Source organism: Pseudomonas sp. ZS1P83, from assembly GCF_054897825.1.
Genome location: NZ_CM142706.1, coordinates 3,860,186 through 3,885,473, shown reverse-complemented (window position 1 = coordinate 3,885,473; position 25,288 = coordinate 3,860,186). Strand labels below are relative to the sequence as shown.

General features: G+C 59.0%; 22 protein-coding genes, 4 tRNA genes and 2 pseudogenes. 15 read left to right on the top strand and 13 right to left on the bottom strand.

The features are described 5' to 3' along the window. Positions 1–51: 51 nt before the first annotated feature. From ACYZT0_RS18550 to ACYZT0_RS18540, 3 genes and pseudogenes are all read right to left on the bottom strand, one after another. Positions 52–181: pseudogene (locus ACYZT0_RS18550) on the bottom strand (histidine kinase); the annotation flags it as partial. Positions 182–231: 50 nt separating this feature from the next. After that, positions 232–1,281, bottom strand: coding sequence for a sensor histidine kinase (locus tag ACYZT0_RS18545; protein WP_462042450.1), 1,050 nt, complete (start codon positions 1,279–1,281; stop codon positions 232–234). Further along, complete coding sequence (locus ACYZT0_RS18540) at positions 1,281–2,033, bottom strand: response regulator (RefSeq protein WP_462042449.1); 753 nt, start codon at positions 2,031–2,033, stop codon at positions 1,281–1,283. Before ACYZT0_RS18540 ends, ACYZT0_RS18545 begins: the two co-directional genes overlap by 1 nt. 293 nt (positions 2,034–2,326) lie before the next feature. Between ACYZT0_RS18540 and pyrF the strand changes: the two genes are divergently transcribed. Next, on the top strand, positions 2,327–3,025 hold the full coding sequence (pyrF, locus tag ACYZT0_RS18535) for an orotidine-5'-phosphate decarboxylase (protein WP_461969457.1): 699 nt from the start codon (positions 2,327–2,329) through the stop codon (positions 3,023–3,025). A 113-nt stretch (positions 3,026–3,138) separates the two neighbouring features. On the opposite strand, the gene ACYZT0_RS18530 is transcribed toward pyrF, so the two are convergent. After that, positions 3,139–4,143, bottom strand: coding sequence for an NADP-dependent oxidoreductase (locus ACYZT0_RS18530; protein WP_461977921.1), 1,005 nt, complete (start codon positions 4,141–4,143; stop codon positions 3,139–3,141). Continuing rightward, complete coding sequence (locus tag ACYZT0_RS18525) at positions 4,140–4,277, bottom strand: hypothetical protein (protein WP_462042448.1); 138 nt, start codon at positions 4,275–4,277, stop codon at positions 4,140–4,142. The genes ACYZT0_RS18530 and ACYZT0_RS18525 overlap by 4 nt, the downstream gene beginning before the upstream one ends. 101 nt (positions 4,278–4,378) lie before the next feature. Here ACYZT0_RS18525 and ACYZT0_RS18520 point away from each other — a divergent pair, with 101 nt between their 5' ends. From ACYZT0_RS18520 to ACYZT0_RS18505, 4 genes and pseudogenes are all read left to right on the top strand, one after another. After that, positions 4,379–5,140 (top strand): SDR family oxidoreductase, encoded by a 762-nt coding sequence (locus ACYZT0_RS18520; protein ID WP_046054395.1) that lies wholly within the window; start codon positions 4,379–4,381, stop codon positions 5,138–5,140. A 184-nt stretch (positions 5,141–5,324) separates the two neighbouring features. After that, positions 5,325–6,716, top strand: a complete 1,392-nt coding sequence (locus tag ACYZT0_RS18515) for an aminotransferase-like domain-containing protein (protein WP_462042447.1) — start codon at positions 5,325–5,327, stop codon at positions 6,714–6,716. A 108-nt stretch (positions 6,717–6,824) separates the two neighbouring features. Beyond that, positions 6,825–7,928, top strand: a pseudogene (locus ACYZT0_RS18510) (HAMP domain-containing protein); the annotation flags it as partial. Next, complete coding sequence (locus ACYZT0_RS18505) at positions 7,908–8,789, top strand: methyl-accepting chemotaxis protein (protein WP_462046598.1); 882 nt, start codon at positions 7,908–7,910, stop codon at positions 8,787–8,789. The pseudogene ACYZT0_RS18510 and the gene ACYZT0_RS18505, both read left to right, overlap by 21 nt. 111 nt (positions 8,790–8,900) lie before the next feature. On the opposite strand, the gene ACYZT0_RS18500 is transcribed toward ACYZT0_RS18505, so the two are convergent. Continuing rightward, a complete protein-coding gene (locus ACYZT0_RS18500) occupies positions 8,901–9,659 on the bottom strand; it encodes a hypothetical protein (RefSeq protein WP_462042446.1) in 759 nt (252 codons plus the stop codon). Positions 9,660–10,050: 391 nt separating this feature from the next. On the opposite strand from ACYZT0_RS18500, the gene ACYZT0_RS18495 reads away from it, so the two are divergent. From ACYZT0_RS18495 to ACYZT0_RS18480, 4 genes are all read left to right on the top strand, one after another. After that, positions 10,051–10,126: transfer RNA gene (locus tag ACYZT0_RS18495), tRNA-Glu, on the top strand. A 3-nt stretch (positions 10,127–10,129) separates the two neighbouring features. Next, a tRNA-Gly gene (locus ACYZT0_RS18490) sits at positions 10,130–10,205 on the top strand. Between the two features lie 105 nt (positions 10,206–10,310). Continuing rightward, positions 10,311–10,386: transfer RNA gene (locus ACYZT0_RS18485), tRNA-Glu, on the top strand. Positions 10,387–10,389: 3 nt separating this feature from the next. Beyond that, positions 10,390–10,465 (top strand) — tRNA-Gly (locus ACYZT0_RS18480). A 148-nt stretch (positions 10,466–10,613) separates the two neighbouring features. On the opposite strand, the gene ACYZT0_RS18475 is transcribed toward ACYZT0_RS18480, so the two are convergent. From ACYZT0_RS18475 to ACYZT0_RS18460, 4 genes are all read right to left on the bottom strand, one after another. Further along, positions 10,614–12,353: a dipeptidase gene (locus tag ACYZT0_RS18475; protein WP_462042445.1), complete on the bottom strand. Its 1,740-nt coding sequence runs from the start codon at positions 12,351–12,353 to the stop codon at positions 10,614–10,616. A 197-nt stretch (positions 12,354–12,550) separates the two neighbouring features. Then, a complete protein-coding gene (locus tag ACYZT0_RS18470) occupies positions 12,551–13,189 on the bottom strand; it encodes a LysE family translocator (protein WP_462042444.1) in 639 nt (212 codons plus the stop codon). Between the two features lies 1 nt (position 13,190). Further along, entirely contained in the window at positions 13,191–13,961 is a 771-nt protein-coding gene (locus tag ACYZT0_RS18465) for a 2OG-Fe(II) oxygenase (protein ID WP_462042443.1), read from the bottom strand. 91 nt (positions 13,962–14,052) lie between these two features. After that, a complete protein-coding gene (locus tag ACYZT0_RS18460) occupies positions 14,053–14,679 on the bottom strand; it encodes an alanyl-tRNA editing protein (protein WP_462042442.1) in 627 nt (208 codons plus the stop codon). 90 nt (positions 14,680–14,769) lie between these two features. Here ACYZT0_RS18460 and ACYZT0_RS18455 point away from each other — a divergent pair, with 90 nt between their 5' ends. Then, positions 14,770–15,768: a LysR family transcriptional regulator gene (locus ACYZT0_RS18455; RefSeq protein ID WP_462042441.1), complete on the top strand. Its 999-nt coding sequence runs from the start codon at positions 14,770–14,772 to the stop codon at positions 15,766–15,768. Positions 15,769–15,832: 64 nt separating this feature from the next. Here ACYZT0_RS18455 and ACYZT0_RS18450 read toward each other — a convergent pair whose 3' ends face one another. After that, on the bottom strand, positions 15,833–16,240 hold the full coding sequence (locus ACYZT0_RS18450; RefSeq protein WP_007905217.1) for a PA2817 family protein: 408 nt from the start codon (positions 16,238–16,240) through the stop codon (positions 15,833–15,835). 86 nt (positions 16,241–16,326) lie between these two features. Continuing rightward, the gene (locus tag ACYZT0_RS18445) at positions 16,327–18,774 is read right to left on the bottom strand and encodes an acyl-CoA dehydrogenase (RefSeq protein ID WP_462042440.1); all 2,448 of its coding nucleotides are present in this window, start codon (positions 18,772–18,774) and stop codon (positions 16,327–16,329) included. Between the two features lie 249 nt (positions 18,775–19,023). Here ACYZT0_RS18445 and ACYZT0_RS18440 point away from each other — a divergent pair, with 249 nt between their 5' ends. From ACYZT0_RS18440 to ACYZT0_RS18425, 4 genes are all read left to right on the top strand, one after another. Next, complete coding sequence (locus ACYZT0_RS18440) at positions 19,024–19,683, top strand: transglutaminase-like domain-containing protein (protein WP_462042439.1); 660 nt, start codon at positions 19,024–19,026, stop codon at positions 19,681–19,683. 43 nt (positions 19,684–19,726) lie between these two features. After that, positions 19,727–20,350: a glutathione S-transferase family protein gene (locus ACYZT0_RS18435; RefSeq protein WP_462042438.1), complete on the top strand. Its 624-nt coding sequence runs from the start codon at positions 19,727–19,729 to the stop codon at positions 20,348–20,350. A gap of 133 nt (positions 20,351–20,483) precedes the next feature. After that, the gene (locus ACYZT0_RS18430) at positions 20,484–21,416 is read left to right on the top strand and encodes an ABC transporter ATP-binding protein (RefSeq protein WP_462042437.1); all 933 of its coding nucleotides are present in this window, start codon (positions 20,484–20,486) and stop codon (positions 21,414–21,416) included. Next, complete coding sequence (locus ACYZT0_RS18425) at positions 21,413–22,192, top strand: ABC transporter permease (protein WP_140676293.1); 780 nt, start codon at positions 21,413–21,415, stop codon at positions 22,190–22,192. Before ACYZT0_RS18430 ends, ACYZT0_RS18425 begins: the two co-directional genes overlap by 4 nt. A gap of 154 nt (positions 22,193–22,346) precedes the next feature. Here ACYZT0_RS18425 and ACYZT0_RS18420 read toward each other — a convergent pair whose 3' ends face one another. Further along, a complete protein-coding gene (locus tag ACYZT0_RS18420) occupies positions 22,347–22,865 on the bottom strand; it encodes a DUF2062 domain-containing protein (RefSeq protein ID WP_462042436.1) in 519 nt (172 codons plus the stop codon). 135 nt (positions 22,866–23,000) lie between these two features. Here ACYZT0_RS18420 and ACYZT0_RS18415 point away from each other — a divergent pair, with 135 nt between their 5' ends. After that, on the top strand, positions 23,001–25,223 hold the full coding sequence (locus ACYZT0_RS18415; RefSeq protein ID WP_462042435.1) for a DNA internalization-related competence protein ComEC/Rec2: 2,223 nt from the start codon (positions 23,001–23,003) through the stop codon (positions 25,221–25,223). Positions 25,224–25,288: the final 65 nt, after the last annotated feature.

The window sequence follows — 25,288 nt, the reverse complement described above, 5'->3', positions numbered from 1 at the left end:
CTCCTACGGGTTTAGACCGTAGGAGCGAGGCTTGCCCGCGAAGCTTTTGACTTATGTGGCCTCGTTCAGGTATTTGCCCGGTCGCCACAATGTCGAGCGAGTACTGCTTGCTCAGGTTGGCGATCATTTTGTTCAGGACTTCGGTCACGTTTGACTGATCGGTGGCGCTGTCCGTGTTTCTAGTTGTCGTGGGTATATGGGGTTTGTACCGAACGGTACACAGAGTTGTGATCAGGCACGGGGCAGGCGAATCACTGCTGTCAGGCCACCACCGGACGTTTCTTCCAGCCTCAACTGTCCACCCAGGCGTTCGGCCGCTTCGCGGGCGATGGTCATGCCCAGCCCGACGCCACCGGAGTTGCGGTTACGCGATCCTTCCAGACGAAAGAACGGCTCGAACACCGCTTCACGTTTATCCGCCGCGATGCCCGGCCCATGGTCGATGACCCGGATCACCAGGGTTTCGCGAGTGTCTTGGAGCGTAATCACTGCCTGCCCGGCATAACGCAGGGCATTGTCCAGCAGGTTGTTGATGCACGAGCGCAAAGCCATCGGCTGCACTTGTAACGGTGTGCAGTGGCCGCTGGTGAGAACATCGGCGCCCTGGTCCTGAGCGTTTTCACTCAGGGATTCGACCAGCGCCTGCACATCCATCCATTGCATCGCTTCGCTGGTGCGCTGTTCGTGCAGGTAGGTGAGGGTGGCGTCGAGCATGCTGATCATGTCGTCCAGGTCCTGACGCATCTGGCCTTGCAGTTTGTTGTCGTCGATCTGCTCCAGCCGCAGCTTGAGCCGCGACAGCGGCGTGCGCAGGTCGTGGGAGACGGCGCCCAGCATCCGCGAGCGTTGCTGCACTTGTTCACGAATGCGTTGCTGCATCTTATTGAAGGTGTGCGCCGCTTGCCGTGCTTCCCGTGGGCCGGATTCATCCAGAGGCGGGCTGTCGAGGTTTTCGCTCAGCCGCTCGGCAGCATCGCTCAGTCGCTGGATCGGCCGGCTCAACAGTTTGGCGCCGTACCACGCGGCGATGATCAGCGAGACCAGTTGAAAGGTCAGCGGCACCAAAGGGCCGCCGAACCACGGCCGCGGTGGCCGATTTTCGAAGCGCGGGCCCACCGGCGGGCGCTGCCCGTCGAAGTTTTCGGAAAATTCCGGCGGCGGTGGGGGCGGCGGTGGGCCGTAATAGCGAAACCAGAAAAACGCCAACAAGTGCGCCAGGATGATCGCCACCAGCAGCATGCCAAACAGGCGGCCGAATAGCGTATCGAAGCGTGCACGCATCAGCCGATATCTCTGGCGTCGAACAGATAACCCTCACCGCGAACGGTTTTGATCAGCTGCGGCGCTTTCGGGTCATCACCGAGTTTCTGGCGCAGGCGCGAGACCAGCAAATCGATGCTGCGATCAAAGGCTTCGATCGAGCGACCGCGAGCGGCGTCCAGCAGTTGTTCGCGGCTGAGTACCCGACGCGGACGTTCGATGAACACCCAAAGCAAACGGAACTCGGCGTTGGACAGCGGCACCACCAGGCCATCAGCGGCGATCAACTGACGCAGCACGCTGTTCAGGCGCCAGTTGTCGAAACGGATGTTGGCGCGCTGTTCAGTGCGATCGTCACGCACTCGCCGCAGGATGGTCTGGATGCGCGCCACCAATTCTCGCGGTTCGAACGGCTTGGCCATGTAGTCGTCGGCACCCAGTTCCAGGCCGATGATCCGGTCGGTCGGTTCGCAGCGGGCGGTAAGCATCAGAATCGGGATGTCCGACTCGGCGCGTAGCCAGCGGCACAGTGACAAACCGTCTTCGCCGGGCAGCATCAGGTCGAGCACCACCACGTCGAAATGCTCCGCTTGCAGCGCCAGACGCATCGCAGCGCCATCGGTGACGCCGCTGGCGTGAATGTTGAACCGGGCCAGGTAGTCGATCATCAGTTCGCGGATCGGGACGTCATCGTCGACGATCAGGGCGCGAATGCTCCAGCGTTTGTCGTCGCCGGGCGCTTTTTGATCGTCGTTCACAGGTGTGTTGTGCATGCGTGCGTTCATCTGCCAAGTAGGCTGCCAACCACAAAGATGGGCTGCGAGGTTGTGGTTTCAGCATAGGCGTCCGGCCCGGAGGCGGGAAGTGCTGTAAGGACGTGTTGCGGCTGCCGAAGGTAACGTTGAAGGGTGTTGCAGGCGTGTCATGTGTGTATCTGACTCGACACAATTGACGCAAGGGCTAGTATTGCTTGAGCCGCCTCGACGAATTACCGATCATCGGGTCCCGCAGAGGCGCTGGTTCCGCTACAATGCGCGCCGATTTCGACCTGCCTGAGAGCCCACTCATGTCCGCCTGCCAGACTCCTATCATCGTCGCCCTGGATTTCCCCACCCGTGACGCCGCACTGAAGCTGGCCGATCAGTTGGACCCGAAGCTGTGCCGGGTCAAAGTCGGTAAAGAACTGTTCACCAGCTGCGCTTCGGAAATCGTTGGCACCCTGCGTGACAAGGGTTTCGAAGTGTTCCTGGACCTCAAGTTCCATGACATCCCGAACACCACCGCCATGGCCGTCAAGGCGGCTGCGGAAATGGGCGTGTGGATGGTCAATGTGCACTGCTCCGGTGGTTTGCGCATGATGGCCGCGTGCCGCGAAGTGCTCGACCAGCGCACCGGTCCGAAACCGCTGCTGATCGGCGTGACCGTGCTGACCAGCATGGAGCGTGAGGATCTGGCGGGTATCGGTCTGGATATCGAGCCGCAGGAGCAAGTGTTGCGTCTGGCAGCGTTGGCGGAAAAAGCCGGGATGGATGGTTTGGTGTGCTCGGCTCTGGAAGCCCAGGCCCTGAAATTGGCACACCCGTCGCTGCAACTGGTAACCCCGGGGATTCGTCCGGCGGGCAGCGCCCAGGACGATCAGCGCCGCATTCTGACGCCGCGTCAGGCGCTGGATGCCGGTTCAGATTATCTGGTGATCGGCCGTCCGATCAGCCAGGCAGCGGATCCGGCCAAGGCGTTGGCGGCCGTAGTCGCCGAACTGGCTTAAGCAGCGCCTCCAAAACCATTCGCGGGCAAGCCTCGCTCCTACAAGTCATGGGTCGTGCACGGATTATGCGACCGACCCATGACTTGTAGGAGCGAGGCTTGCCCGCGAAGCTTTTAAACCTTCAACACCAACTTCCCGAAGTTCTCACCGCTGAACAACTTCATCAGCGTCTCCGGGAACGTCTCCAGTCCTTCAACAATATCTTCCTTGCTCTTGAGCTGCCCCTTGGCCATCCAGCCGGCCATTTCTTGCCCGGCGGCGGCGAACTGCGCGGCGTAGTCCATCACCACAAAGCCTTCCATCCGCGCGCGGTTGACCAGCAGCGCCAGGTAGTTGGCCGGGCCTTTGACCGCTTCCTTATTGTTGTACTGGCTGATGGCGCCACAGATCACCACCCGCGCCTTCATGTTCAGACGGCTCAACACTGCGTCGAGGATATCGCCGCCGACGTTATCGAAATACACATCGACCCCTTTCGGGCATTCGCGCTTGAGGCCGGCATGGACGTCTTCGTTTTTGTAATCGATGGCACCGTCAAAACCCAGTTCGTCGATCAGGAACTGGCATTTGTCCGCCCCCCCGGCAATGCCGACTACGCGGCAACCTTTGATCTTGGCGATCTGCCCGGCAATGCTGCCTACCGCACCCGCAGCACCTGACAACACCACGGTGTCACCCGCCTTAGGCGCGCCGACATCGAGCAGGGCGAAATAAGCTGTCATCCCGGTCATGCCCAGCGCCGACAGATAACGCGGCAGCGGCGCCAGTTTCGGATCGACCTTGTAGAAACCTCGTGGCTCGCCGAGAAAGTAATCCTGCACACCCAGAGCACCGTTGACGTAGTCCCCGACCGCAAAGCCCGGATTATTCGAGGCAACGACTTTGCCTACACCCAATGCGCGCATCACTTCGCCGATACCGACTGGCGGGATGTAGGACTTGCCCTCGTTCATCCAGCCACGCATGGCCGGGTCCAGGGACAGGTATTCGTTTTTGACCAGAATTTGACCCGCAGCCGGTTCGCCGACCGGTACTTCTTGATAGGTGAAGGTCTCGCGGGTCGCCGCGCCCACCGGACGTTTGGCAAGCAGGAACTGGCGATTGGTCTGGGTAGTCATGACAGGCACTCAAGATGAATGAAGACTTGTTGATAGACCTTCATGAACGATGCCGCAAGTTTGGCTAATGCGGCGAATGCACATCGATCCAGTGCAGTGATAGTCGAACTGGCGGTTTTATCACTGTCACTCATGGGCGCCCAACCGGCCTTCTGATAGTGCTGCCGTGCCGCAGGCCCCTGTGGCTAGACTGAGAACACGTGATCCCCCGCATCTTCTCTTCAAGGACATAACAATGAGCATGACGTTTTCTGGCCAGGTCGCCGTTGTGACGGGCGCCGCCAATGGTATTGGCCGCGCGACCGCCCAGGCGTTCGCCGCTGAAGGCTTGAAAGTGGTAGTGGCCGACCTGGACGCGGCAGGTGGTGAGGGCACGGTGGCGCTGATTCGTACCGCTGGCGGTGAAGCCACCTTCGTGCGCTGCAACGTCACGCTGGAAAGCGATGTAAAAAATCTGATGGACGAGGTGGTCAATACCTACGGCCGTCTCGACTATGCCTTCAACAATGCCGGCATCGAGATCGAGAAAGGCAAGCTGGCCGAAGGCACGGTCGATGAGTTCGACGCGATTATGGGCGTCAACGTCAAAGGCGTCTGGTTGTGCATGAAGTACCAGTTGCCATTGCTGCTGGCCCAAGGCGGCGGTGCGATCGTCAACACCGCTTCGGTAGCCGGCCTTGGGGCTGCGCCGAAGATGAGCATTTACGCGGCGTCGAAACACGCGGTGATCGGCCTGACCAAGTCGGCGGCCATCGAATACGCCAAGAAAAAGATTCGGGTGAACGCGGTGTGTCCCGCCGTGATCGACACCGACATGTTCCGCCGTGCCTATGAAGCCGACCCGAAGAAAGGCGAGTTCGCCAATGCCATGCACCCGGTCGGGCGCATCGGCAAGGTCGAGGAAATTGCCAGTGCGGTGCTGTACCTGTGCAGCGACGGCGCAGCGTTCACCACGGGGCATTCACTGGCGGTGGACGGTGGCGTGACAGCGTTCTGAAACCAGGCGCTGCAACGTAGGAAAAAACCCGCATTTGTGCGGGTTTTTTTTCGGTTCCTTAAAGGGGCCGGACAATGTGTTTCAAATGGTTAGAACCGAGGGATTTGGCGGCGTTATCGCACAGCTCATCGACCGCTCCTGTGATTAACTGTTTCCCGCAAAACGGACAGGAGTTTGCTTGCTCATGGAGTTGAGAATCGATCGACGGGCATTGGTGCCGGTCGTACAGCAAATCGTCGACGCGCTAGCCTGCTGGCTTCGCCGTGGCGAGGTGCCGCCAGGGACGCGTTTGCCTTCCGTGCGGCAAATCGCCCGGATCAATTTGCTCAGTCAGTCCTGCGTCGTTGAAGCCTGTGAGCGTCTGGTGGCTCAAGGGGTGCTGGCGTCGCGTCATGGCGCCGGTTTCATTGTCGCCACTCCAGCGCTGGTCGCTCAGGGACCACAGGATTGCCCCTGGTTCGAGGGGGCAGAAGTGACACAGGGCGGCACCTCGGGCGAACTCAAATTGGGGTGTGGCGGACTGCCCGAGAGCTGGCGCGAAACGGACGACTTGAGCTACGCGATCTGTCAGGTCAGCCGCACCGACATGGCTGGTTTGTTCAACTACAGCACGCCGCTGGGCCTGCCAGTCTTGCGCCAGCAGATCCACAAACGCCTGAAACAGCTGGATATCGTGGTGGAGGAAAGCCAGATATTGACAACGGCGGGTGCCAGTCAAGGGCTTGACCTGATTGTGCGGACCTTGTTCAAGCCGGGTGATTGCGTGGTGGTGGAGAATCCCGGTTATTGCTTGCTGTTCGATCTGCTCAGGCTGCACGGTGTCAGCATGATCGAGGTGCCGCGAACCCCGCGCGGGCCGGACATTGAAGCGCTTGAGGCGTTGCTGGTGAAGGACCGACCTCGCGGGATCTTCATCAATAGTTTCTATCACAACCCGACGGGCAGCTGCCTTGCGCCGGCGGTGGCTCAGCGGGTTCTGCAACTGGCCAAAACCTATGGCCTTCTGGTTATCGAAGACGACGTCTATGCGGATTTGCACAGCGGCCCCGGTACGCGTCTCGCCGCGCTCGATATTGATGACAACGTGATCTACGTCGGCAGTTATTCCAAAACCCTCAGCAGTTCGTTGCGGGTCGGTTTTGTCGTGGCTGGCGCCGGGGTTATCTCGCGGCTGGCCGAGGTCAAGATGATCAGCAGCATGGGCGCTTCACGGTTTTGTGAGTCGGTGCTGGCAAGCCTGTTGGCCAACGGTGCCTACCGCAAATTGGTACAGCGCCAGCGCCAGCGCTTGAGCAATGACAGGGAGGCGGCGTTGCAAGTGCTTGAAGACGCCGAGTGGGAGGTCTTCGGCAAGCCGGTCGGAGGCCTGTTCATCTGGGCACGATCGCGAAGGTCCGACTACGCTCAGGTGCGGACTCAGGCACAGCGCTTCGGTGTGCTGTTATCTTCTGCGACGGCATTCAGTCCCACCGGAGAGGCCAATGACTGGCAGCGCATCAATGTGGCTTATGCCTGTGATCCGCGAGCCCGGGCATTTTTTCAGGCCACCGCTCTGGATCGACCTCAAACGTTCTGAAAACGACGGGAGCGTAGCTTTTTGCCATTATTCCGACGCCAGAGACTTGTGTTGATACAGGCCCGTTGCGAATCTGCGTCAACAGACTATGTCAGGGGACTAAGTGCAATGATTTCGGCCGTGCAAGGACGTTTTGCCAACCTCGGTATGGCGAAAAAACTGGGTGTCGGGTTTGTACTGGTGCTGCTGTTGACCGCCGTGGTGGCGGCCATCGGCGTATGGTCCCTGCAAACCATCAGCCAGCGTTTCGACGGGCTCAAGCAGATGTCGTCGCTCAACAGCGGTTTGCTCAAGGTGAGACTGCTCGAGCAGGAATACGCCTTGCACGGCAACCCCAAAACCGCCGATGCCCTGCACGAAGGCGTTGACGGCCTGATCGCCCTGGCGACCCAACTGAAAGCAGCGTCTGCGGCCAACGTGCCGGTGATGAATGACGTCGAGCAGTCCTTGGGGGCTTATCGCAAGGCCTTTGACGAGTTCGTCTCGCTGAGCCAGGCCAAAGACCTGGCGCTGGAGATGGCCAGTTGGTCGGTGTCCAGCGTGGCCAATAATCTCGACGTGCTGCAGGCCGGGCTGGCCGATGACGGCGCTTATACCTTGAAGGAATCCGAAGGCAAGGACGGCGGGCAGTTCATCGAACAAGCCAATCAGGTCAGCCAGGTGTCGCGGTTGATGTTGCAAGCCATGAACGAAGCACGTGTGCGCCTGGACCTGAGCCGCAAGGGCGACGACAGCGCAGGGCAGGGCAAGATTGAGCAGGCCGACCAGGCACTGAACCAGGCCGAGCAGCTGAAAACCACGGTCAAGGATGAGGGTTACCAAACTGTCCTCAATGAAGTGGTCGGGCACATTGGCGGATTCAGCGAAAAACTCGCCGAGTACACCGGCCTGCTGGCGCAGGAAAAGATCGTCTATCAACAGCTGCACCAGCGCGCTGCGCAGGTGGTGGAACGGGTGGATCAGGCCTATGTCGCCGAAGACCAGTCGATGCAGACGGAGCTGAAAAAGAACTCGCTGCTGATCATCGGTTCGTCGGCGCTGGCGCTGCTGGTCGGGCTGATTGCGGCCTGGGTGATTACCCGTTTGATTGTGGCACCGCTGCGCAGTGTGATCCGTGTTGCTCAACAAATTGCCTCTGGCGATTTGAGTGCGACGGTTGAAGTGACCCGCCGTGACGAGATCGGGCAGTTGATGCAGGCCATGCAGCAGATGGGCGCTGGGCTGAGCAGTATTGTCAGCGGTTTGCAGGCGGGCATCGAACAGTTGGCCAGTTCAGCGCAGTCGCTGTCGGCGGTGACTGAGCAGACCAATCTTGAAGTCAGTAGCCAGAAGGAAGAAACCGAACAGGTGGCTACCGCGATGAATCAGATGACCGCCACCGTGCATGACGTTGCACGTAACGCGGAGGAGGCTGCCCAGGCGGCGCAAACGGCTGACGGTAAGGTTGAAAGTGGTCAGCAGGTGGTGCGCCAGAGCATGGCGCGGATCGAGCAGTTGGCGGATTCAGCCACCTCGGCCAGTTCGAGCATCGAAAGTTTGAGTGCGCAAATCCAGAACATCGGTACGGTGCTGAGTGTCATCAAGAGTGTGGCCGAACAGACCAATCTGTTGGCCCTCAACGCCGCCATTGAAGCGGCTCGAGCCGGCGAGCAGGGCAGGGGCTTTGCGGTGGTGGCCGATGAAGTGCGGGCACTGGCCAAGCGCACTCAGCAATCGACCGAGGAGATCGAACGACTGGTGAGTGCCTTGCGCTCGGCGGCTCAGTCTTCTGTTCAGCAGATTCAGAGCAGTGGGGAGTTGGTGAAGCTGGCGGTGAGTGATGCGTTGCAGACTGAGAGTGCGCTGGGGAGTATTGCGGCGGCAGTGTCATTGATTCAGCAGATGAATCAGCAGATTGCAGCGGCTGCCGAGGAGCAGAGTTCAGTGGCTGAGGAGATTAATCGCAGTGTCACGAGTATTCGGGCCAGTGCGGATCAGTCTTCGTTGGCGATGCAGGGGAATGCGGCTTCCAGTATTGAGTTGGCGCAGTTGGGGGTTGAGTTGAAGGGGATGGTGGGGCACTTCAGGCTCTAGATGTACATGGGCGAAGGCTGCCTGATCGCCGACCTGTCTTTCCTGGGTGTACACGCCAAACTCAACGCAAAAAAAAGCCACCTGTTTCGGTGGCTTTTCTGCTTTCTCTGATCAGTCGTAGATCACTTTTTTCTTCCAGTCCGCATCGGCCTCGACGTCTTTGAGGCCTTCGGTCAGCTGGTTCATTTCGCCTTCTACCGGGGCGATGTTGTCCATGACTTGTGCGTTGGCGCGAGCTAGGAGTTTTTCCAGGTATTCCAACTGTTCGGCGTAGATTTGGGGTTCCTGTTGTTTTCGCAGGTATTGCACGCCGCGTTCGAACGCCAGGCGGGCCTGGCCGGGCTGGTTCTGTTGCAGGGCGTGCTGGCCGAGGTTGTTGAAGAATTCGATATGCAGCAGGACCAGGAAGTGGCGAACTTCGCGGATCCAGCGTTTGGCTTCGTTGGTGGGCAGGAAGCCGTCCTGTGCGGCGCGGGTGATTTGGCCGTGCAGGGCTTCGAGCAGGAAGCGTACGTCCTTGGCTTTGGCTTCGGTCTGGATCGGTGCCGGCGGGTTGTTGACAGGGATTGATTCGCCCTGGCCGACCAAGGCGCTCAATTCACCAATCCGTGCCTTGAGGTTGGAGCTGGTTTTTTCCAGATGGAGCAGGCGTTGGCAGACGTTCAGTTCCAGTCGGGTCAACAGCAGCTTGAGCGCCGGTGTCATCAACTGGCCGGGAAAGGTCTCGGTGATTTCGCCGCAACGACGCAGACGATCGTTGAGCTCAACCTTGGCGCGGGCCTTTTCCAGCTTATTGTTTTCCACCACATGGTTCATGTAGCCAATGGCGATCAATAGTGCGATCCCGGCTACGACTAGCAGGGTGATCATGAGTGGTGTCACCGGTAAGACCTCTTTATGGGGTTCGCGTGCGAGTGTAGTGGCTTGGCATTGGGACGCATAGCGCCGCTCGGCGAGTTGAATCGGCTACTGTACTGCCTGTATCGGCAGCGTTCCTGCTTATATAAGTAATAGCGTGCGAGGTGCACATTGCCATCATCTTTCGTGGGCGGACTATAACGTCTTGGTGGATGTCAGAATATAGGCGTCAAACGCCGGGCGACGGAAAAGCCGGATTAGTGTCTCAAAGCAGGGCGAAGTCATTGATTTAAATAAATTTATATCTGGGGGTTGACGACCCCTCAATCCATCCATAGAATGCGCGCCACTTACAGCGTAAAGCACACAGCGAAACGCAGTTGGGAGTGAATGTTGTACGTGTGTCCCCTTCGTCTAGTGGCCTAGGACACCGCCCTTTCACGGCGGTAACAGGGGTTCGAGTCCCCTAGGGGACGCCATATGCGGGAATAGCTCAGTTGGTAGAGCACGACCTTGCCAAGGTCGGGGTCGCGAGTTCGAGTCTCGTTTCCCGCTCCAATTTTAAACAGCGTTGCTTTCGGGCAGGGCTGAGTGAAACCAGAACCGGTATCTTCGGATGCGGATTTGGGCACTGAAATACACACCATGTGTTTCAGTTAGCGTGTCCCCTTCGTCTAGTGGCCTAGGACACCGCCCTTTCACGGCGGTAACAGGGGTTCGAGTCCCCTAGGGGACGCCATTTGCGGGAATAGCTCAGTTGGTAGAGCACGACCTTGCCAAGGTCGGGGTCGCGAGTTCGAGTCTCGTTTCCCGCTCCATATTTAACGAAAACGCCGCTCAGCAATGAGCGGCGTTTTTGTTTGTGCGTCATCCATAAAAAAGGACCTTAAGGTCCTTTTTTTGTTTGTATTGGAATCAAGACGATCAAAGCGTCGGACCCGCCTGAACAGCGGGTCCGAAAGAGAATCAGAGTTTCGGCAACTGCCCGATGCGCCCCATCATCTCGGTCACGATCTGCAGGTCCAGCAGGAACTGGTCGACGGTCTTGAACTCGTTGTCGGTGTGGCCGGTGTACTTGACCTCCTGCCTGGCCAGACCGAATTGCACGCCATTGGGCAGCTCATGGACCGAGGTGGCGCCGGCAGAGGTGCCGTATTTGTGTTCCATGCCAAGGTTCTCGCTGGCCACGGCCAGCAGGGCCTTGACCCATTCACCCTCAGGGTTGCGGTACATCGGCTCGGCGATCGAGTAGTCGAAGGCTGGCGAAATGTGGGTCTTCTTGCTCCAGGCGCCAAGCTTATCGGCGATTTCGGCCTTGAGCACTTCGGGGGACTTGCCCTTTGGCACCCGCAGGTTGACCGCGAGTTTGAAGGCTTTGTCATCCATGCCGACGTAGGTCAGGGACGTGGTCAGCGGGCCCATGAACGCATCGGAGAAACCAACGCCCAACTTGCCACCCTTGTAGTCCAGGCCCCAGTTGTCGGCGGCGTAACGGGCCGCGTCAGTGATGTGGTTGTGCTTGAGCGCGACCTTGCTGTCCAGACTGTGGATGAAGTCCAGCATCCTCGCCACCGGGTTGACGCCGGATTCTGGCTCGGAGGAGTGGGCAGAGACGCCGGTGAAGGTCAGTTTGACGTCTTTGCCGACGACCTTGGCGCTCACTTCGAAATCGCTGCCGTTGCGCTTGGCATAATCAGCACCGGCCTTCTGCAGGCTGGCGGCCAGTTCGGCGGGCTTGTCAGTCAGCAGGGTGACCACCGAAGCGGACGGAATCTGGTTGGTCGCCAGGCCACCGGTCATCGAAATGATTTCCGCGCCTTTGCCCTCGGCTTTGCGCTTAAGGAAATTGGCCATCACCGTGCCGTAGCCTTTCTCGGCGATCACCACCGGGTAGCCGCCATCCAGCGCCAGGTTGTAGTTGGGTGTCGGGTTGTGTTCGAAGTAATACGGGATGGCGTCACCGGTGGTTTCTTCGGTGGTGTCGACCAGCAGCTTGAAATTGCGCGCCAGCGGCAGCTTCTCTTCCTTGATCACCTTCATCGCGTACAGCGCCACGACGATGCCGTTCTTGTCATCTTCGGTGCCCCGGCCATACATGCGGTCACCGATCAGCGTTATCTTGAATGGATCGAGTTTGGTGCCATCCTTCAGCACCCAGTTCTCCGGCGTCACCGGCACCACATCGGCGTGAGCATGAATGCCCACGACTTCGTCGCCGCTGCCTTCGAGGGATATTTCATAGACGCGGTTGTCGATGTTGCGGAAGTTCAAGTTGAACGATTTCGCCAGGTCTTTGATCTTGTCGGCGATCTTCAGGAATTCCGGATTGTCGTGCTGAGCGACACCTTCCTTGCGGAAGGTCGGGATTTCCACCAGTTCGCGCAGCGTTTCGAGGGCCTGCTTGCCGTACTTCACGCGCGTGTAGAGGCTCAGCAGGCGATGGATTTCGTTCTGCTGTTCAGCGGAAAGCGGCTTGTTGTCGAGGAAGGTACTGATGGCCGGGCCGAGATCGTTGGTTTTGGCTAGGTCGCTTTTGGCCAGGCCTCCCAGGAACTGCCTGAAATCCGTTACCGATGCGTCACTGAAAGTTTTGAGGATGGCCGCGCTCTGTTGCGGGGTGATGTTGGCGTGCGCTGTCAGGGTGAACGACGAAAAGCTGGCCAGTATCAGGGTTGACGCAGCCAAGTGCTTGAGTGAGAAATTCATTGCTGGGGGCATTCCTTTGCAGGCAGTTTGTGAGAAGTTTCTGATCGATGAGACAGAAACTTTTCCAAACTAACACCACGAGGGAGCGGTAGGGGAGTCCCTGAAGTGGGATCTGTCGCACAGAAATGCAAAAGCGGCGCAGAAACGTAAAAGGCCCGCCAGTCTGACTGAGCGGGCCTTTTCCACGGGCGCAGGGTTTACATCGACAGAATCAAGCGTCCAGCGAACAGGATCAGAATCACCCCCATGGTGCGTTCGAACCAGTGCCCCATGCGCATGAACAGCAAGCGCACCCGGGTGCTGGAAAAGAATAGCGCGACGATGACAAACCACAGCGCGTTCACGAAGCACATCCAGACCCCATACAGCGCCTGAATCTTCAGAGGTGTCGTAGCGCTGATGATGGTGGTGAAGATTGCCAGGAAAAACAGTGTGGCCTTGGGGTTGGTGGCGTTGGTCAGGAAGCCCGTGGTAAAGGCCTTCAGCAACGTTTGCTCGATAACCGGCTCGTCTGCGCTCTTGTCGCCCTCCAGTACGGTTTTGGGTTTGCTGCGCACTAGGCTGACGCCGAGGTACAGAATGTAGGCACCGCCCACCACCTTGGCCACCGTCAATAGCCAGGGCGTCGTGTGCATCAACGCGCCGACGCCGAGCAGCGTGTAAAGCACATGCACCGAAATGCCTGCGCCGATGCCCAGCGCCGTGCAAATCCCGACCAATCGACCGAAGCGCACGCTCTGACGGATGGTCACTGCGAAGTCCGGTCCGGGTGCGACCACGGCCAGAAAGTGGATAGTTGCCAGCGCCAGAAACTCGCCCAGGTAATTCGAAAGCATCTCAACTCCAGAAAGTAAGGGGTGAAGCATTGCCGCGATAGCCGACAAAGAACGAAAGGCTCAAGCGCGGATCGGCCACACCCGGTGTCACTGAGTGCATGCAGTGCGAATTGAACATGATGAAATCACCGGGTTCGGGAAGAATCTCCAGGGCCGGAGTGCCCAGCAGAGCCGGATCGATGCCGTAACTGTCGCCACGCATTTCGTCGAACTGATCCGCAGAAATGTCGTGGTCCCACATCTGCAGTGCACCCCCCTCGGTGGGCATGTTCAGGTAAACATTGCAGGCAAACTGCGCTTCCAGGCTTCTGGCCTGGTAACTGTCCGGAGCGTCCTTGGCGAAAATATCGTGGTGGGCCAGAAAGCAGATCCCGGGTTTCACCACCCGGGACAGCCCGACATACATCTTGCGGCCGTAGAGATTTTCCAGGTGCGCCCCCGCCGGCCAGGACTCATCGAGCATGCAGCGCAGGGTGTCGACGGGGGACGAAAAGGGCGCACACCGGTTGCGCAATTCCGCAATGTTGCGGGTGGCGCGTTCGAAATAATCTTCGATCAGCAGCGGCTGGTTTTCCGCTTCATAAAACGCCATGCCGATACGGCCGATGCTCGGCGCATTGATATAGCCTTCGAAGCCCGGGGCGAGGATCTTGTCGCCAATCTGAATAGCCAGCGGCTTGGGCAACAAGCCTTTGACGCGGATGGCGAGGACTTCTTCGTTGGCCAGTTTTTTTATGCACGTCTCATCGAGACGCTCGACGTCAAGCATCATGTCTTAGGTCCATCTATCAGATAGTCAACAGAACCCGCGAACGCGGGCTCCCCCGGCTCAGGCGATGACGAGAGCGGCATCGCCCATGTGCTCAATCCACGCTGTAGTGGACTGACAGCGTGCCTTTCTTCTGCGAAAGGGACGCGATCGTGACCGTGCCCAAATCCTTCAGACTACGGACATGGGTGCCGCCGCAACCGTAGGCGGGCAGTTCACCGAAACCGATTTCCCGGGCGCCTTCGCGCAGTGACGTAAGACGCGGCAGGTCATGGGCGATCCATTGCTCAATGCCGTACTGAATGGTCTGGGCATCAACGTCCTGTGCTGAATCCGCCGGTTTGAACTGCACACGTCCTTCGCCCGGCCAGTGATGAGCCTTGATCGGCATCCAGCCCATGGCCTGGACGAAGTGGCCGATCAGATGGCCGGCAGAATGCATACGGGTATTCAACTGGCGGCGTTGGTCGTCGACCCGAATCTGAGTCATGCCGAGTTTTACCGGGTGGTCGACGAAATGGATGATCCGGTCCGGATCCTGAACCACGCGCAGCACCCGGCTTTCGCCGATCCAGCCGGTGTCAAAGGGCTGTCCACCGCCCTGGGGGTGAAACAACGTGGCGCGCAGCACCACGGCAAATTCGTTCTCGTGGGGCGTGCAATCCAGGACTTCCACATTAGCCTTGAGGTCATCACTATGGAAAAAGAGGCGAAGCGTCATATTCCATGCCCTATTAACAATTCTATTTTTTATTATATGAAGCGTGGAATTGCGTGATAATCCGTTCAAACATCAAAGGACTGTTGCGTTGTGAGCATAAATCTTCCACTGCCGCTGCTTGGTGAAATGGCGATTTTCGTCAAGGTTGTCGAGACCGGCAGCTTCTCCGAGGCAGCTCGCCAGTTGGGTGCTTCACCCTCGGCGGTCAGTCGCAGCATTTCGCGTCTGGAGAAGGCGCTCGCCACTCGTTTGCTGCAACGAACCACGCGCAAGTTGCGCTTGAGCGACGGTGGCGAAGAGGTGTTCAAGCGTTGCCAGGAGATGGTCAGTGCAGCCAAGTCGGTGATGGAAATCAGCGGTCAGTTCACCCAGGAGGCTGAAGGGCTGGTGCGAGTCAGCGTTCCCAAAGCCGTGGGGCGATTCGTGATTCACCCGCATATGCCGGAATTTCTGCGCCGTTATCCCAAAGTGGATGTGGAGTTGTTACTTGAAGACCGCCAGGTGGATTTGATCGACGACAATGTTGATCTGGCGATTCGTATTACTGATCGGCCACCCGCTGGACTGGTAGGGCGGCAATTGCTGACCATCGATCATTTACTCTGTGCAACCCCGCAATACCTGGCCGAACACGGCACACCGACTCATCCTCACGATTTGCTCAACCACAGCTGCATCTACCTGGGCGAAACCCCGAGCGATGCGCGCTGGAAATTCAAGAGAGGCACCAAGGCTGTAACCGTTGGTGTACGCGGACGTTATGCGGCCAATCACACCGGCGTGCGGTTAGGCGCGGTGTTGCAGCACATCGGGATTGGCAGCCTGCCGTACTTCACCGCGCGTTATGCGCTGGAGCAGGGGCTGATCGTGCAGGTGCTGCCGGACTGGACCTTTCTGGCGTCATACCACGGCGGTGCCTGGCTGCTGCATTCGCCAACCCGTTATCTGCCACCGAAGTTACGGGTGCTGATCGACTATCTGGTGGAGTGCCTGGAAAAGGAACCGACCCTGAGCAAGCCAGGCAAGTTGAGTGATTCGGGCAAGGTCGCGGCGGCGTATGAGTTGCCGGAGAGTGATGGGTTGCTCTGAAGCGAAGATCAAAAAAAGGCCCGCCTGTTCAACCATGCGGGCCTTTTGCATTTCTGACCGTGGATCAGTGCTTGCTGTCCTGGTTCGACATCGCCAACAGCTGTTTTTCCTGGTTCCAGTCAAACGGTTCGTCGTTTTGTTCGGCTTCGAAGCGACGTTCTTCCAGCGCCTGGTACAAGTCGATTTCATCGTCGGGCATGTAATGCAGGCAGTCACCGGCGAAGTACCACAGCAGGTCGCGCGGAACCAAGTGGGCGATTTGCGGATAGCGGGTGATCACCTGGCACAGAATGTCCTGGCCCAGGTATTGGCTTTCGATCGGGTCGACCGGCAGCAATGCACGCAGTTCGTCGAAGCGCTCCAGGAACAAGGCATGGCTTTCTTCGGGAACCTGTTCGGCCTCACCCACGGCGACCAGGATGCTGCGCAAGTGGTCAAGCAAGACGAGATGGTCGGCAACGACATTGGACACGAGATAAGTCCTCAAGAGCAAAACGGGCGCAGGAGTATAAAGCCCCTGCGCCCGTTTTTACATGGCAGAGAGTACAGGAACATGGATCAGCGGACCTTTCCGTCTGCCAGCGCCAGCTCCTCTTTGTCGAAATCATCGACATCGATCACCTTGCGCCGCGCCGCTTCGGCGTCACGCAGGGTTTGCGCTTCCACTGGCTGCAACACCCCAGCTTCCAGTGCAGCATCGATGGCGTGTTCTCCTGCAGCCGGTTTGACCTGACCGCTTTTCAGCGCCACACGCAGCTTTTTCTGCAACGGTTGCGCAGCGTTCAGCAGATTGCAGGCGTGTTGCAGAGCGCCGACAGCATCTTCGGCCGATTGCGGACGGTAGCAACCGCCGAGCAACTCTTCCAGGGTTGGATCGCCTTTGGCGCGGCCGATGACGGCGGCCACTTCGGCGCCGAGTTTATCCGACGGCCCTTTGTGACGACGACCGAACGGGAACACGATCACCCGCAGCAGGCAACCCAACACCTTGTTCGGGAAGTTGGTCAACAGTTCATCCAGCGCACGCTCCGACTGACCAAGGCTTTCTTCCATGGCCCAGGTAAACAGCGGCGCCATGTGTTCCGGTGAATCGAGGTCGTGGTAACGCTTGAGCGCGGCAGAGGCCAGGTACATGTTGCTGAGCACATCCCCCAAGCGAGCCGATAGACGTTCGCGTCGTTTCAGTTCACCGCCCAGCAGCATCATGCTCAGGTCGGCGAGCATGGCGAACGCGGCAGCCTGCCGATTGAGGGCGCGGAAGTAACCCTGGCTGAGCCTGTTGCCCGGCATGTGTTCGAAATGGCCGAATCCAAGGTTCAGCACCAGGGTGCTGGCGGCGTTGCCCACGGCAAAACCGATGTGCTTGAGCAGCAGACCATCAAATTCGGTGAGGGCCTGATCCTTGTCCTCACGACCGGCGAGGGCCATTTCCTTAAGCACGAATGGATGGCAGCGAATCGCGCCCTGACCGAAGATCATCAGGTTGCGCGAGAGGATGTTCGCGCCTTCCACGGTGATGAAGATCGGCGCGCCATTCCAGTTGCGACCGAGGTAGTTGTTCGGTCCCATGATGATTGCCTTGCCGCCATGAACATCCATGGCGTGACTGATGCACTCGCGGCCGCGTTCAGTGAGGTGGTACTTGAGAATCGCCGACAGCACCGATGGTTTTTCACCGAGGTCCACCGCGTTGGCGGTGAGCATCCGCGCAGCGTCCATCATCCAGGCGTTGCCGCCGATGCGCGCCATCGCTTCCTGTATCCCTTCGAAGGCCGACAGTGGGACATTGAATTGTTCACGGACTTGAGCGTACTGGCCGGTCACCAGGCTGGTGAACTTGGCGGCGCCGGTGCCGACCGCAGGCAGCGAAATCGAACGCCCTACAGACAGGCAGTTCATCAGCATCATCCAGCCTTTGCCGAGCATTTCCTGGCCGCCGATGAGGAACTCGAGTGGTACGAATACATCTTTGCCGGAGTTCGGTCCGTTCATGAATGACGCGCCCAACGGCAAGTGGCGGCGGCCGATTTCAACACCGGCGGTATCGGTCGGGATCAACGCCAGACTGATACCCAGGTCTTTCTCCTCACCTAGCAGGTGATCCGGGTCGTAGGCCTTGAAGGCCAGGCCGAGGAGGGTGGCGACCGGACCCAGCGTGATGTAACGCTTTTCCCAGTTCAGGCGCAGGCCCAGGGTTTCTTTGCCTTCCCATTCACCTTTGCAGATCACGCCGGTGTCGGGCATGGATCCGGCATCAGAGCCGGCCAGTGGACCGGTCAATGCGAAGCACGGGATGTCGTCACCGCGCGCCAGTCGGGGCAGGTAATGGTTGCGTTGTTCGTCGGTGCCGTAATGCAGCAGCAATTCCGCGGGGCCGAGGGAGTTGGGGACCATCACGGTGGACGCGAGGTCGCCGCTGCGGGTCGCCAGTTTCATCGCCACTTGCGAGTGGGCATAGGCGGAGAAACCCTTGCCGCCGAACTCCTTGGGAATAATCAGGGCGAAGAACCCGTTTTCCTTGATGAAGGTCCAGGCCTCGGGAGGCAGGTCCATGGTTTGACCGATCTGCCAGTCACTGACCATGGCGCAGAGTTCTTCGGTCGGGCCGTCGATAAAGGCCTGTTCCTCTTCGCTCATCTGCGCTTTTGGATAGGACAGCAGTGTGTTCCAGTCCGGGCGACCGCTGAACAGTTCGCCGTCCCACCACACGGTGCCGGCATCGATCGCATCGCGCTCGGTTTCCGACATCGGCGGCAGGGTTTTCTGGAACCAGCTGAACAGCGGCGCACTGAAATATTTACGGCGCAGGTCGGGGAGCAACAAGGGCGCAGCGACAGCCGCGATCAACGCCCAGAGAACCAGCAGCAACCCGCCTGGCGCGCGGCTGAAAGCGCCCATCGCCACGACATAAACGGCAACGACGCACAGGGCGGGCAGAGGGGCGATACGACGGTGGGCTAAATACGCAATCCCGACAACCAGAACCAGTATCCACAACAGCAGCATATTTAATCCTCCGTGAAACCAAGGCAAAACCAACCTTCAGAGCTTAGACGGCATCCGCAAAACAGGGTGGTCAGAGCAATGTGATTGAAATCGTGGGAAACCTTCGATGAGTTTTGTAGGACCGGTTGGCACCGGGCCGCGCAAATCGTTCAGTGGGCGGGCGGCAAAGCGTCCATGTTTGGCCGAAACGTCGTTATCTCTGTGCTGAACCTGTCGCTAGACTCGTGGCTTCCCCAGGAGATTGTTCTCATGCACGAGTATCTGCGTCCCGGCCGCTTCATCGATAGTGACCACCCGTCAGTGGTGGAGTTCGCCGAAAAACATCGCGGCAGCAGGCGTGACCCGCTCAAGCAGGCGATTAATCTCTATTACGCTGTGCGCGAAGCCGTGCGTTACAACCCTTATACCTTCAGTCGCGACCCAGACACCTTGCGCGGCAGTTATGCGTTGGCAGCGGGGGAGAGTTATTGCGTGCCCAAAGCCACACTGCTGGCAGGCGCAGCCCGGCATTGCGGGATTCCCGCGCGGATCGGCCTGGCGGATGTGCGCAATCATTTGTCGACGCCACGGTTGCTCGAGCTGCTCAAGAGCGACGTGTTCGCCATGCACGGCTATACGGAGCTGTACCTGAACGGTCGCTGGGTCAAAGCCACGCCAGCGTTCAACCAAGGCCTGTGCGAACTGTTCAACGTCGCACCGCTGGAATTCGACGGAATCAACGACAGCGTATTCCATCCGTTCAATCGCGACGGCGAGCAGTTGATGGAGTACCTGGTCGACCACGGCCAGTTCACCGACGTGCCTGAAGCATTCTTTTTCGAGCACCTGGAGAAGTGTTATCCGCATCTGTTCAGCGACACACTGCCAGTGTTGCTGGGTGACCTGCAGAGCGATTTGAGTCGCGCCTGATCCGGCGTATGCTGCCTGCGCATTCATCCATAAAGAGGCGGTCATGCTGAAGATCTGGGGTCGGAAAAACTCATCGAATGTCAGAAAACCGTTGTGGGCCGCCGAGGAACTGGGCCTGGCTTATGAAGCCATCGATGCGGGCGGCGCCTTTGGTGTAGTCGATACGCCGGAGTACCGCGCGATGAACCCCAATGGTCGCGTGCCGGTGATTGAAGACGATGGCTTTGTGCTTTGGGAATCGAACGCCATTGTGCGTTACCTGATGGCTCGTCACGCCAATGGCACAGCCTGGTATCCAGAGGATCTGCAGGCCCGCGCCACCGCCGATAAATGGATGGACTGGACCACGTCAAGTTTTGCCGGCCCGTTCCGTACGGTGTTCTGGGGCGTGTTGCGCACGCCGGCAGATCAGAAGGACTGGTCCGCCATCAAGGCTGCAATCAAAGAATGCGACGGCTTGCTGTCGATGGTCGACCAGGCGCTGGCGACCCAACCGTACCTGTCCGGCGATGAGATCGGCATGGGCGACATTCCTTTGGGCAGTTTCATTTATGCCTGGTTCGAGTTACCGATCGAACGCGCGCCGCAGCCTCATCTCCAAGCCTGGTACGCACGCCTGAAACAGCGTCCGGCGTATCAGAAAGCGGTGATGACCGCGTTGACTTAATACTCACTATCGACACACTTGACTGTACTTGTTTGGCGGCGACAAGCACCATTGCGCTCACGCGCCGCGGTTGTATGCGTCGCCGCCCGCCCTTATTTGTCCCTTTCTTCCCTTCTTGGTGCGTAAATCCGATATGAGTTCCGCTCTGTCCATCCGGCAGCTAACCAAAACCTACGGCAACGGTTTCCAGGCCTTGAGTGGTATCGATCTGGACGTCGCCGAAGGTGACTTTTTCGCCTTGCTCGGCCCTAACGGCGCCGGCAAATCCACAACCATCGGCATTCTCTCGACCCTGGTGAACAAGACCAGCGGGACGGTGAATATCTTCGGTCACGACCTGGACAAGAATCCTGCGCAGCTCAAGCGCTCCATCGGCGTGGTGCCCCAGGAATTCAACTTCAACCAGTTCGAAAAGACCTTCGATATCGTCGTGACCCAGGCCGGTTACTACGGCATCCCGCCGAAAATCGCCAAGGAGCGCGCCGAGCAGTACCTGACCCAGCTCGGCCTGTGGGACAAGCGCGATACGCCGTCGCGTTCACTGTCTGGCGGCATGAAGCGTCGCCTGATGATCGCCCGTGCGCTGGTTCACGAACCGCGCCTGCTGATCCTCGACGAACCGACGGCGGGTGTGGACATTGAACTGCGTCGCTCGATGTGGACCTTCCTCACCGAGCTGAACAGGAAAGGCATCACCATTATCCTCACCACCCACTACCTGGAAGAGGCTGAGCAGTTGTGCCGCAACATCGGCATCATTGACCACGGCACCATCGTCGAGAACACCAGCATGAAACAGTTGCTCGGCCAACTGCATGTGGAAACGTTCCTGCTAGACGTCCAAAACACGCTGCAAACCGCGCCGCAGTTGCTCGGTTACCCGACCAAGCTGCTCGATAGCCACACCCTTGAAGTTCAGGTCGACAAGGCCATGGGCATCACCGCGCTGTTCACCCAATTGGCGCAGCAGAACATCGAAGTGCTGAGCCTGCGTAACAAAACCAATCGCCTCGAGGAGTTGTTCGTGTCCCTGGTGGAGAAAAATCTGTCGAAGGTGGCGGTATGAGTTCCGAGCTGCAACCCAACCTCGTTGCCCTCAATACCATCGTTTACCGAGAGGTCAAACGCTTTACCCGGATCTGGCCGCAGACGCTGCTGCCACCGGCAATCACCATGGTTCTGTACTTCGTGATCTTCGGCAATCTGATTGGCCGGCAGATCGGTGACATGGGTGGTTTCACCTACATGGAGTACATCGTGCCGGGGCTGATCATGATGTCGGTGATCACCAACTCCTACGGCAACGTGGTCTCGAGTTTCTTCGGCAGCAAGTTCCAGCGTTCCATCGAAGAATTGATGGTGTCGCCGGTATCGCCGCATACGATTCTGATCGGCTACACCCTGGGCGGCGTGCTGCGCGGCTTGATGGTCGGGATCATCGTGACCCTGCTGTCGCTGTTCTTCACCCATTTGCAGGTGCATCACCTGGGTGTGACCATTCTGGTCGTGGTGCTGACGGCGACGATTTTCTCGCTGCTGGGCTTCATCAACGCCGTGTTTGCACGCAACTTCGATGACATCTCGATCATCCCGACGTTTGTGCTGACACCGCTGACGTACCTGGGCGGGGTGTTTTACTCGATCTCCTTGCTGCCGCCGTTCTGGCAGACCGTGTCCCTGGCCAATCCGGTGCTGCACATGGTCAACGCGTTCCGCTATGGCATTCTTGGCGTTTCGGACATCAGGATCAGCGTGGCGATCACCTTCATGCTGGTGGCGACCGTCGTGTTGTATATCGGTTGCGCACGGCTGCTGGTCAGCGGTCGCGGGATGCGTACCTGATCAATACCGTGGCGCGCCCTTCGCGGGCAAGCCTCGCTCCTACAGGTCTTGCGCGAACCCTGTAGCGAGCGGTGCGGCGATCCGACTTGCCCGCGAAGGCGTCAGTCCAGACACCGCAATAAAAACGGCCTCCCATGTGGAGGCCGTTTTGCGTTTACTGCATCCGGTTTTTCTTGCGCCGCCTCCACTGCCGCCCAACCCACCAGCGCCAGTACATCATGGTCAGGCAATAGGCGAGGGCACCCAGTACCAGCCCCATCACCACTGAACCGAGCAAAAACGGCTGCCAAAGGGTTGAGAGTTCGCCGCTGATCCATTCCCAGGTCAGTTCATCCGGCAAATGGCGTGCAGGGACGTCCATCAGCCAGGCGCCGGTCTGGTAAGTGCAGTAGAACACTGCTGGCATGGTGATCGGGTTGGTCAGCCAGACCAGACTGACCGCAATCGGCATGTTGCCTCGAACCATGATTGCAAGTATGGCGGCCACCAGCATCTGCAACGGAATTGGCAGAAATGCCGCGAACAGACCAACAGCCATGGCCCGTGCGACGGAATGGCGGTTGAGGTGCCAGAGGTTCGGGTCATGCAGCAGAGTGCCGAGAAAGCGTAAGGATTTGTGTTCCCTGATGCTGGTCGGGTCTGGCATGTAACGTTTGAATAAGCGCCGGGGCATAAGGCTTCTCGGTCGGTTAAGGCGGCAAGTATGTCTGGATTCTATGAGCCGCCCATTCAGACTTTGTGACAATTAATAACGATGCCCGTGCGGTTAGCCGGCTATGCCTAGGAGGGGACTCTCAAGGACGGGCGTATGCGCACAGGGATGATGGCGCTGGCGTTGGGTCTGCTGATCCTGCGTTTTTTACCGGTATTACCGCCGGTCTGGTTTTGGATGTTGCTGCCGGTGATCGGTTTGATGGTGCTGCCGTTTCGCATCTATCCACTGGCATTTTTGCTGTTCGGCTTCAGTTGGGCTTGCGCGCAGGCGCAGTGGGCACTGGATGATCGACTGCCGATCAGCCTCGATGGCGAAACACGCTGGGTTGAAGGGCGGGTGGTGGGATTGCCCCAGAATAATGAGGCCGTCGTGCGTTTCGAACTGGCGGACGCGCGGTCTCGACACGGTAAGTTGCCGCAACTGATTCGCCTGGCCTGGTACGACGGACCCCCGGTGCACAGCGGCGAACGATGGCGACTGGCAATCAAGTTGAAGCGTCCTGCCGGGTTGCTCAATCCCCATGCCTTCGATTACGACGCCTGGCTGCTGGCGCAACGCGTTGGCGCAACCGGGACGGTCAAGGATGGCGAACGGCTAATGGAAACCCGGTGGGCCTGGCGCGACGGCATTCGACAGCGTTTGCAGTCCGTGGATGCTCAGGGGCGAACCGGTGCGCTGACAGCGTTGGTGCTGGGGGATGGCGCCGGATTGAGTCGCGAAGACTGGCAGGTGCTGCAAGACACCGGCACCGTCCATCTGTTGGTGATTTCCGGACAGCACATCGGGTTGCTGGCCGGGTTGGTGTATCTGCTGATCGCCGGGATGGCCCGTTATGGCCTATGGCCCATACGCTTGCCTTGGCTGCCTTGGGCCTGTGGACTGGCGTTCGCGGCCGCTCTCAGTTACGGGCTGCTGGCCGGATTCGAAGTCCCGGTGCGGCGGGCCTGCGTGATGATCGGCCTGGTGCTGTTGTGGCGGCTGCGATTTCGTCACCTCGGTGCCTGGTGGCCATTGTTGTTGGCGCTCAATGGCGTTTTGCTGCTGGACCCGTTGGCGAGCCTGCAACCGGGTTTCTGGTTGTCATTCGCGGCGGTGGCGGTGTTGATTTTCACCTTTGGTGGTCGGTTGGGCTCATGGCGTTGGTGGCAAACGTGGACCCGCGCCCAATGGCTGATCGCGATCGGTCTGTGCCCATTGCTGCTGGTGCTTGGGTTGCCGATCAGTCTCAGCGGGCCAATGGCCAATTTGCTGGCGGTGCCGTGGATCAGTCTGGTCGTGCTGCCTCCGGCGTTGCTGGGGACGTTGTTTTTACCCCTTCCTTATGTGGGCGAAGGGCTGCTGTGGTTGGCAGGCGGTTTGATCGACCTTTTGTTCAAGGGCCTTGCGTTGATGGCCGGCTACGTGCCCGCGTGGGTGCCGGTGGCGATCCCGTTGTGGACATGGGCACTCGGCACACTGGGTGCCTTTCTTTTATTAATGCCTCGGGGTGTGCCGTTTCGCTCGATGGGCTGGCCGATGCTGCTGTTGCTGGTTTTTGCGCCCCGGCAAATTTTGCCTGAAGGCATCGCCGAAGTCTGGCAGTTGGATGTCGGCCAGGGTCTGGCGATTCTGGTGCGCACCCGTCATCACACGTTGTTGTATGACACTGGACCACGTTTCGGCGATTTTGACCTGGGCGAGCGGGTGGTGCTGCCTGCGTTACGCAAACTGGGCGTGGATGGGCTCGATCTGATGCTGATCAGTCACGCCGACGCCGATCATGCTGGCGGCGCCCGGGCCGTTGCCAATGGTCTGCCGGTGAAGCGGGTCGTCAGTGGCGATCCCCTTGCGCTGCCTGCAGAGCTGCAGGCAGAGGGCTGCGAGAGCGGCAAGCAATGGGTCTGGGACGATGTAAGGTTCGAGCTCTGGCAATGGTCATCAGCCAACGACAGCAATCAAAAATCCTGCGTCCTGCAGATAGAAGCCAACGGTGAGCGCATGTTGCTGACCGGTGATATAGACGCCGCAGCCGAGCGAGCCCTGCTCGACAGCCCGCTGGCGGTACCTACGGACTGGCTGCAGGCGCCGCATCACGGCAGCCGCAGCTCATCTTCAATGACGCTGCTCAACGGGCTGCAACCCAAAGCGGTGTTGATCTCCCGCGGCCAGGGCAATTCATTCGGTCATCCCCATCCTACGGTCATGGCGCGCTATCAAAAGCGCGGCATGTTGATCTATGACAGTGCCGAACAGGGCGCCATCCGTCTGCAACTGGGACGCTTCAAGCCGCCGTGGACGATGCGTCAAGAACGGCGTTTCTGGCGCTCTGCGCAATAACCCGGAGTTATTAAAGCCCGACCGGATGCGACATCACGGTCTTCGGTGCGCTCACCCCCTATGTT

Bases quoted from the DNA above. Each gene is read 5' to 3' on its own strand.
- ACYZT0_RS18545 (WP_462042450.1), bottom strand. From the start codon at position 1,281: ATGCGTGCACGCTTCGATACGCTATTCGGCCGCCTGTTTGGCATGCTG.
- ACYZT0_RS18540 (WP_462042449.1), bottom strand. From the start codon at position 2,033: ATGCACAACACACCTGTGAACGACGATCAAAAAGCGCCCGGCGACGAC.
- pyrF (WP_461969457.1), top strand. From the start codon at position 2,327: ATGTCCGCCTGCCAGACTCCTATCATCGTCGCCCTGGATTTCCCCACC.
- ACYZT0_RS18530 (WP_461977921.1), bottom strand. From the start codon at position 4,143: ATGACTACCCAGACCAATCGCCAGTTCCTGCTTGCCAAACGTCCGGTG.
- ACYZT0_RS18525 (WP_462042448.1), bottom strand. From the start codon at position 4,277: ATGAGTGACAGTGATAAAACCGCCAGTTCGACTATCACTGCACTGGAT.
- ACYZT0_RS18520 (WP_046054395.1), top strand. From the start codon at position 4,379: ATGAGCATGACGTTTTCTGGCCAGGTCGCCGTTGTGACGGGCGCCGCC.
- ACYZT0_RS18515 (WP_462042447.1), top strand. From the start codon at position 5,325: ATGGAGTTGAGAATCGATCGACGGGCATTGGTGCCGGTCGTACAGCAA.
- ACYZT0_RS18505 (WP_462046598.1), top strand. From the start codon at position 7,908: ATGCAGGCCATGCAGCAGATGGGCGCTGGGCTGAGCAGTATTGTCAGC.
- ACYZT0_RS18500 (WP_462042446.1), bottom strand. From the start codon at position 9,659: ATGATCACCCTGCTAGTCGTAGCCGGGATCGCACTATTGATCGCCATT.
- ACYZT0_RS18475 (WP_462042445.1), bottom strand. From the start codon at position 12,353: ATGAATTTCTCACTCAAGCACTTGGCTGCGTCAACCCTGATACTGGCC.
- ACYZT0_RS18470 (WP_462042444.1), bottom strand. From the start codon at position 13,189: ATGCTTTCGAATTACCTGGGCGAGTTTCTGGCGCTGGCAACTATCCAC.
- ACYZT0_RS18465 (WP_462042443.1), bottom strand. From the start codon at position 13,961: ATGATGCTTGACGTCGAGCGTCTCGATGAGACGTGCATAAAAAAACTG.
- ACYZT0_RS18460 (WP_462042442.1), bottom strand. From the start codon at position 14,679: ATGACGCTTCGCCTCTTTTTCCATAGTGATGACCTCAAGGCTAATGTG.
- ACYZT0_RS18445 (WP_462042440.1), bottom strand. From the start codon at position 18,774: ATGCTGCTGTTGTGGATACTGGTTCTGGTTGTCGGGATTGCGTATTTA.
- ACYZT0_RS18440 (WP_462042439.1), top strand. From the start codon at position 19,024: ATGCACGAGTATCTGCGTCCCGGCCGCTTCATCGATAGTGACCACCCG.
- ACYZT0_RS18435 (WP_462042438.1), top strand. From the start codon at position 19,727: ATGCTGAAGATCTGGGGTCGGAAAAACTCATCGAATGTCAGAAAACCG.
- ACYZT0_RS18430 (WP_462042437.1), top strand. From the start codon at position 20,484: ATGAGTTCCGCTCTGTCCATCCGGCAGCTAACCAAAACCTACGGCAAC.
- ACYZT0_RS18425 (WP_140676293.1), top strand. From the start codon at position 21,413: ATGAGTTCCGAGCTGCAACCCAACCTCGTTGCCCTCAATACCATCGTT.
- ACYZT0_RS18420 (WP_462042436.1), bottom strand. From the start codon at position 22,865: ATGCCCCGGCGCTTATTCAAACGTTACATGCCAGACCCGACCAGCATC.
- ACYZT0_RS18415 (WP_462042435.1), top strand. From the start codon at position 23,001: ATGCGCACAGGGATGATGGCGCTGGCGTTGGGTCTGCTGATCCTGCGT.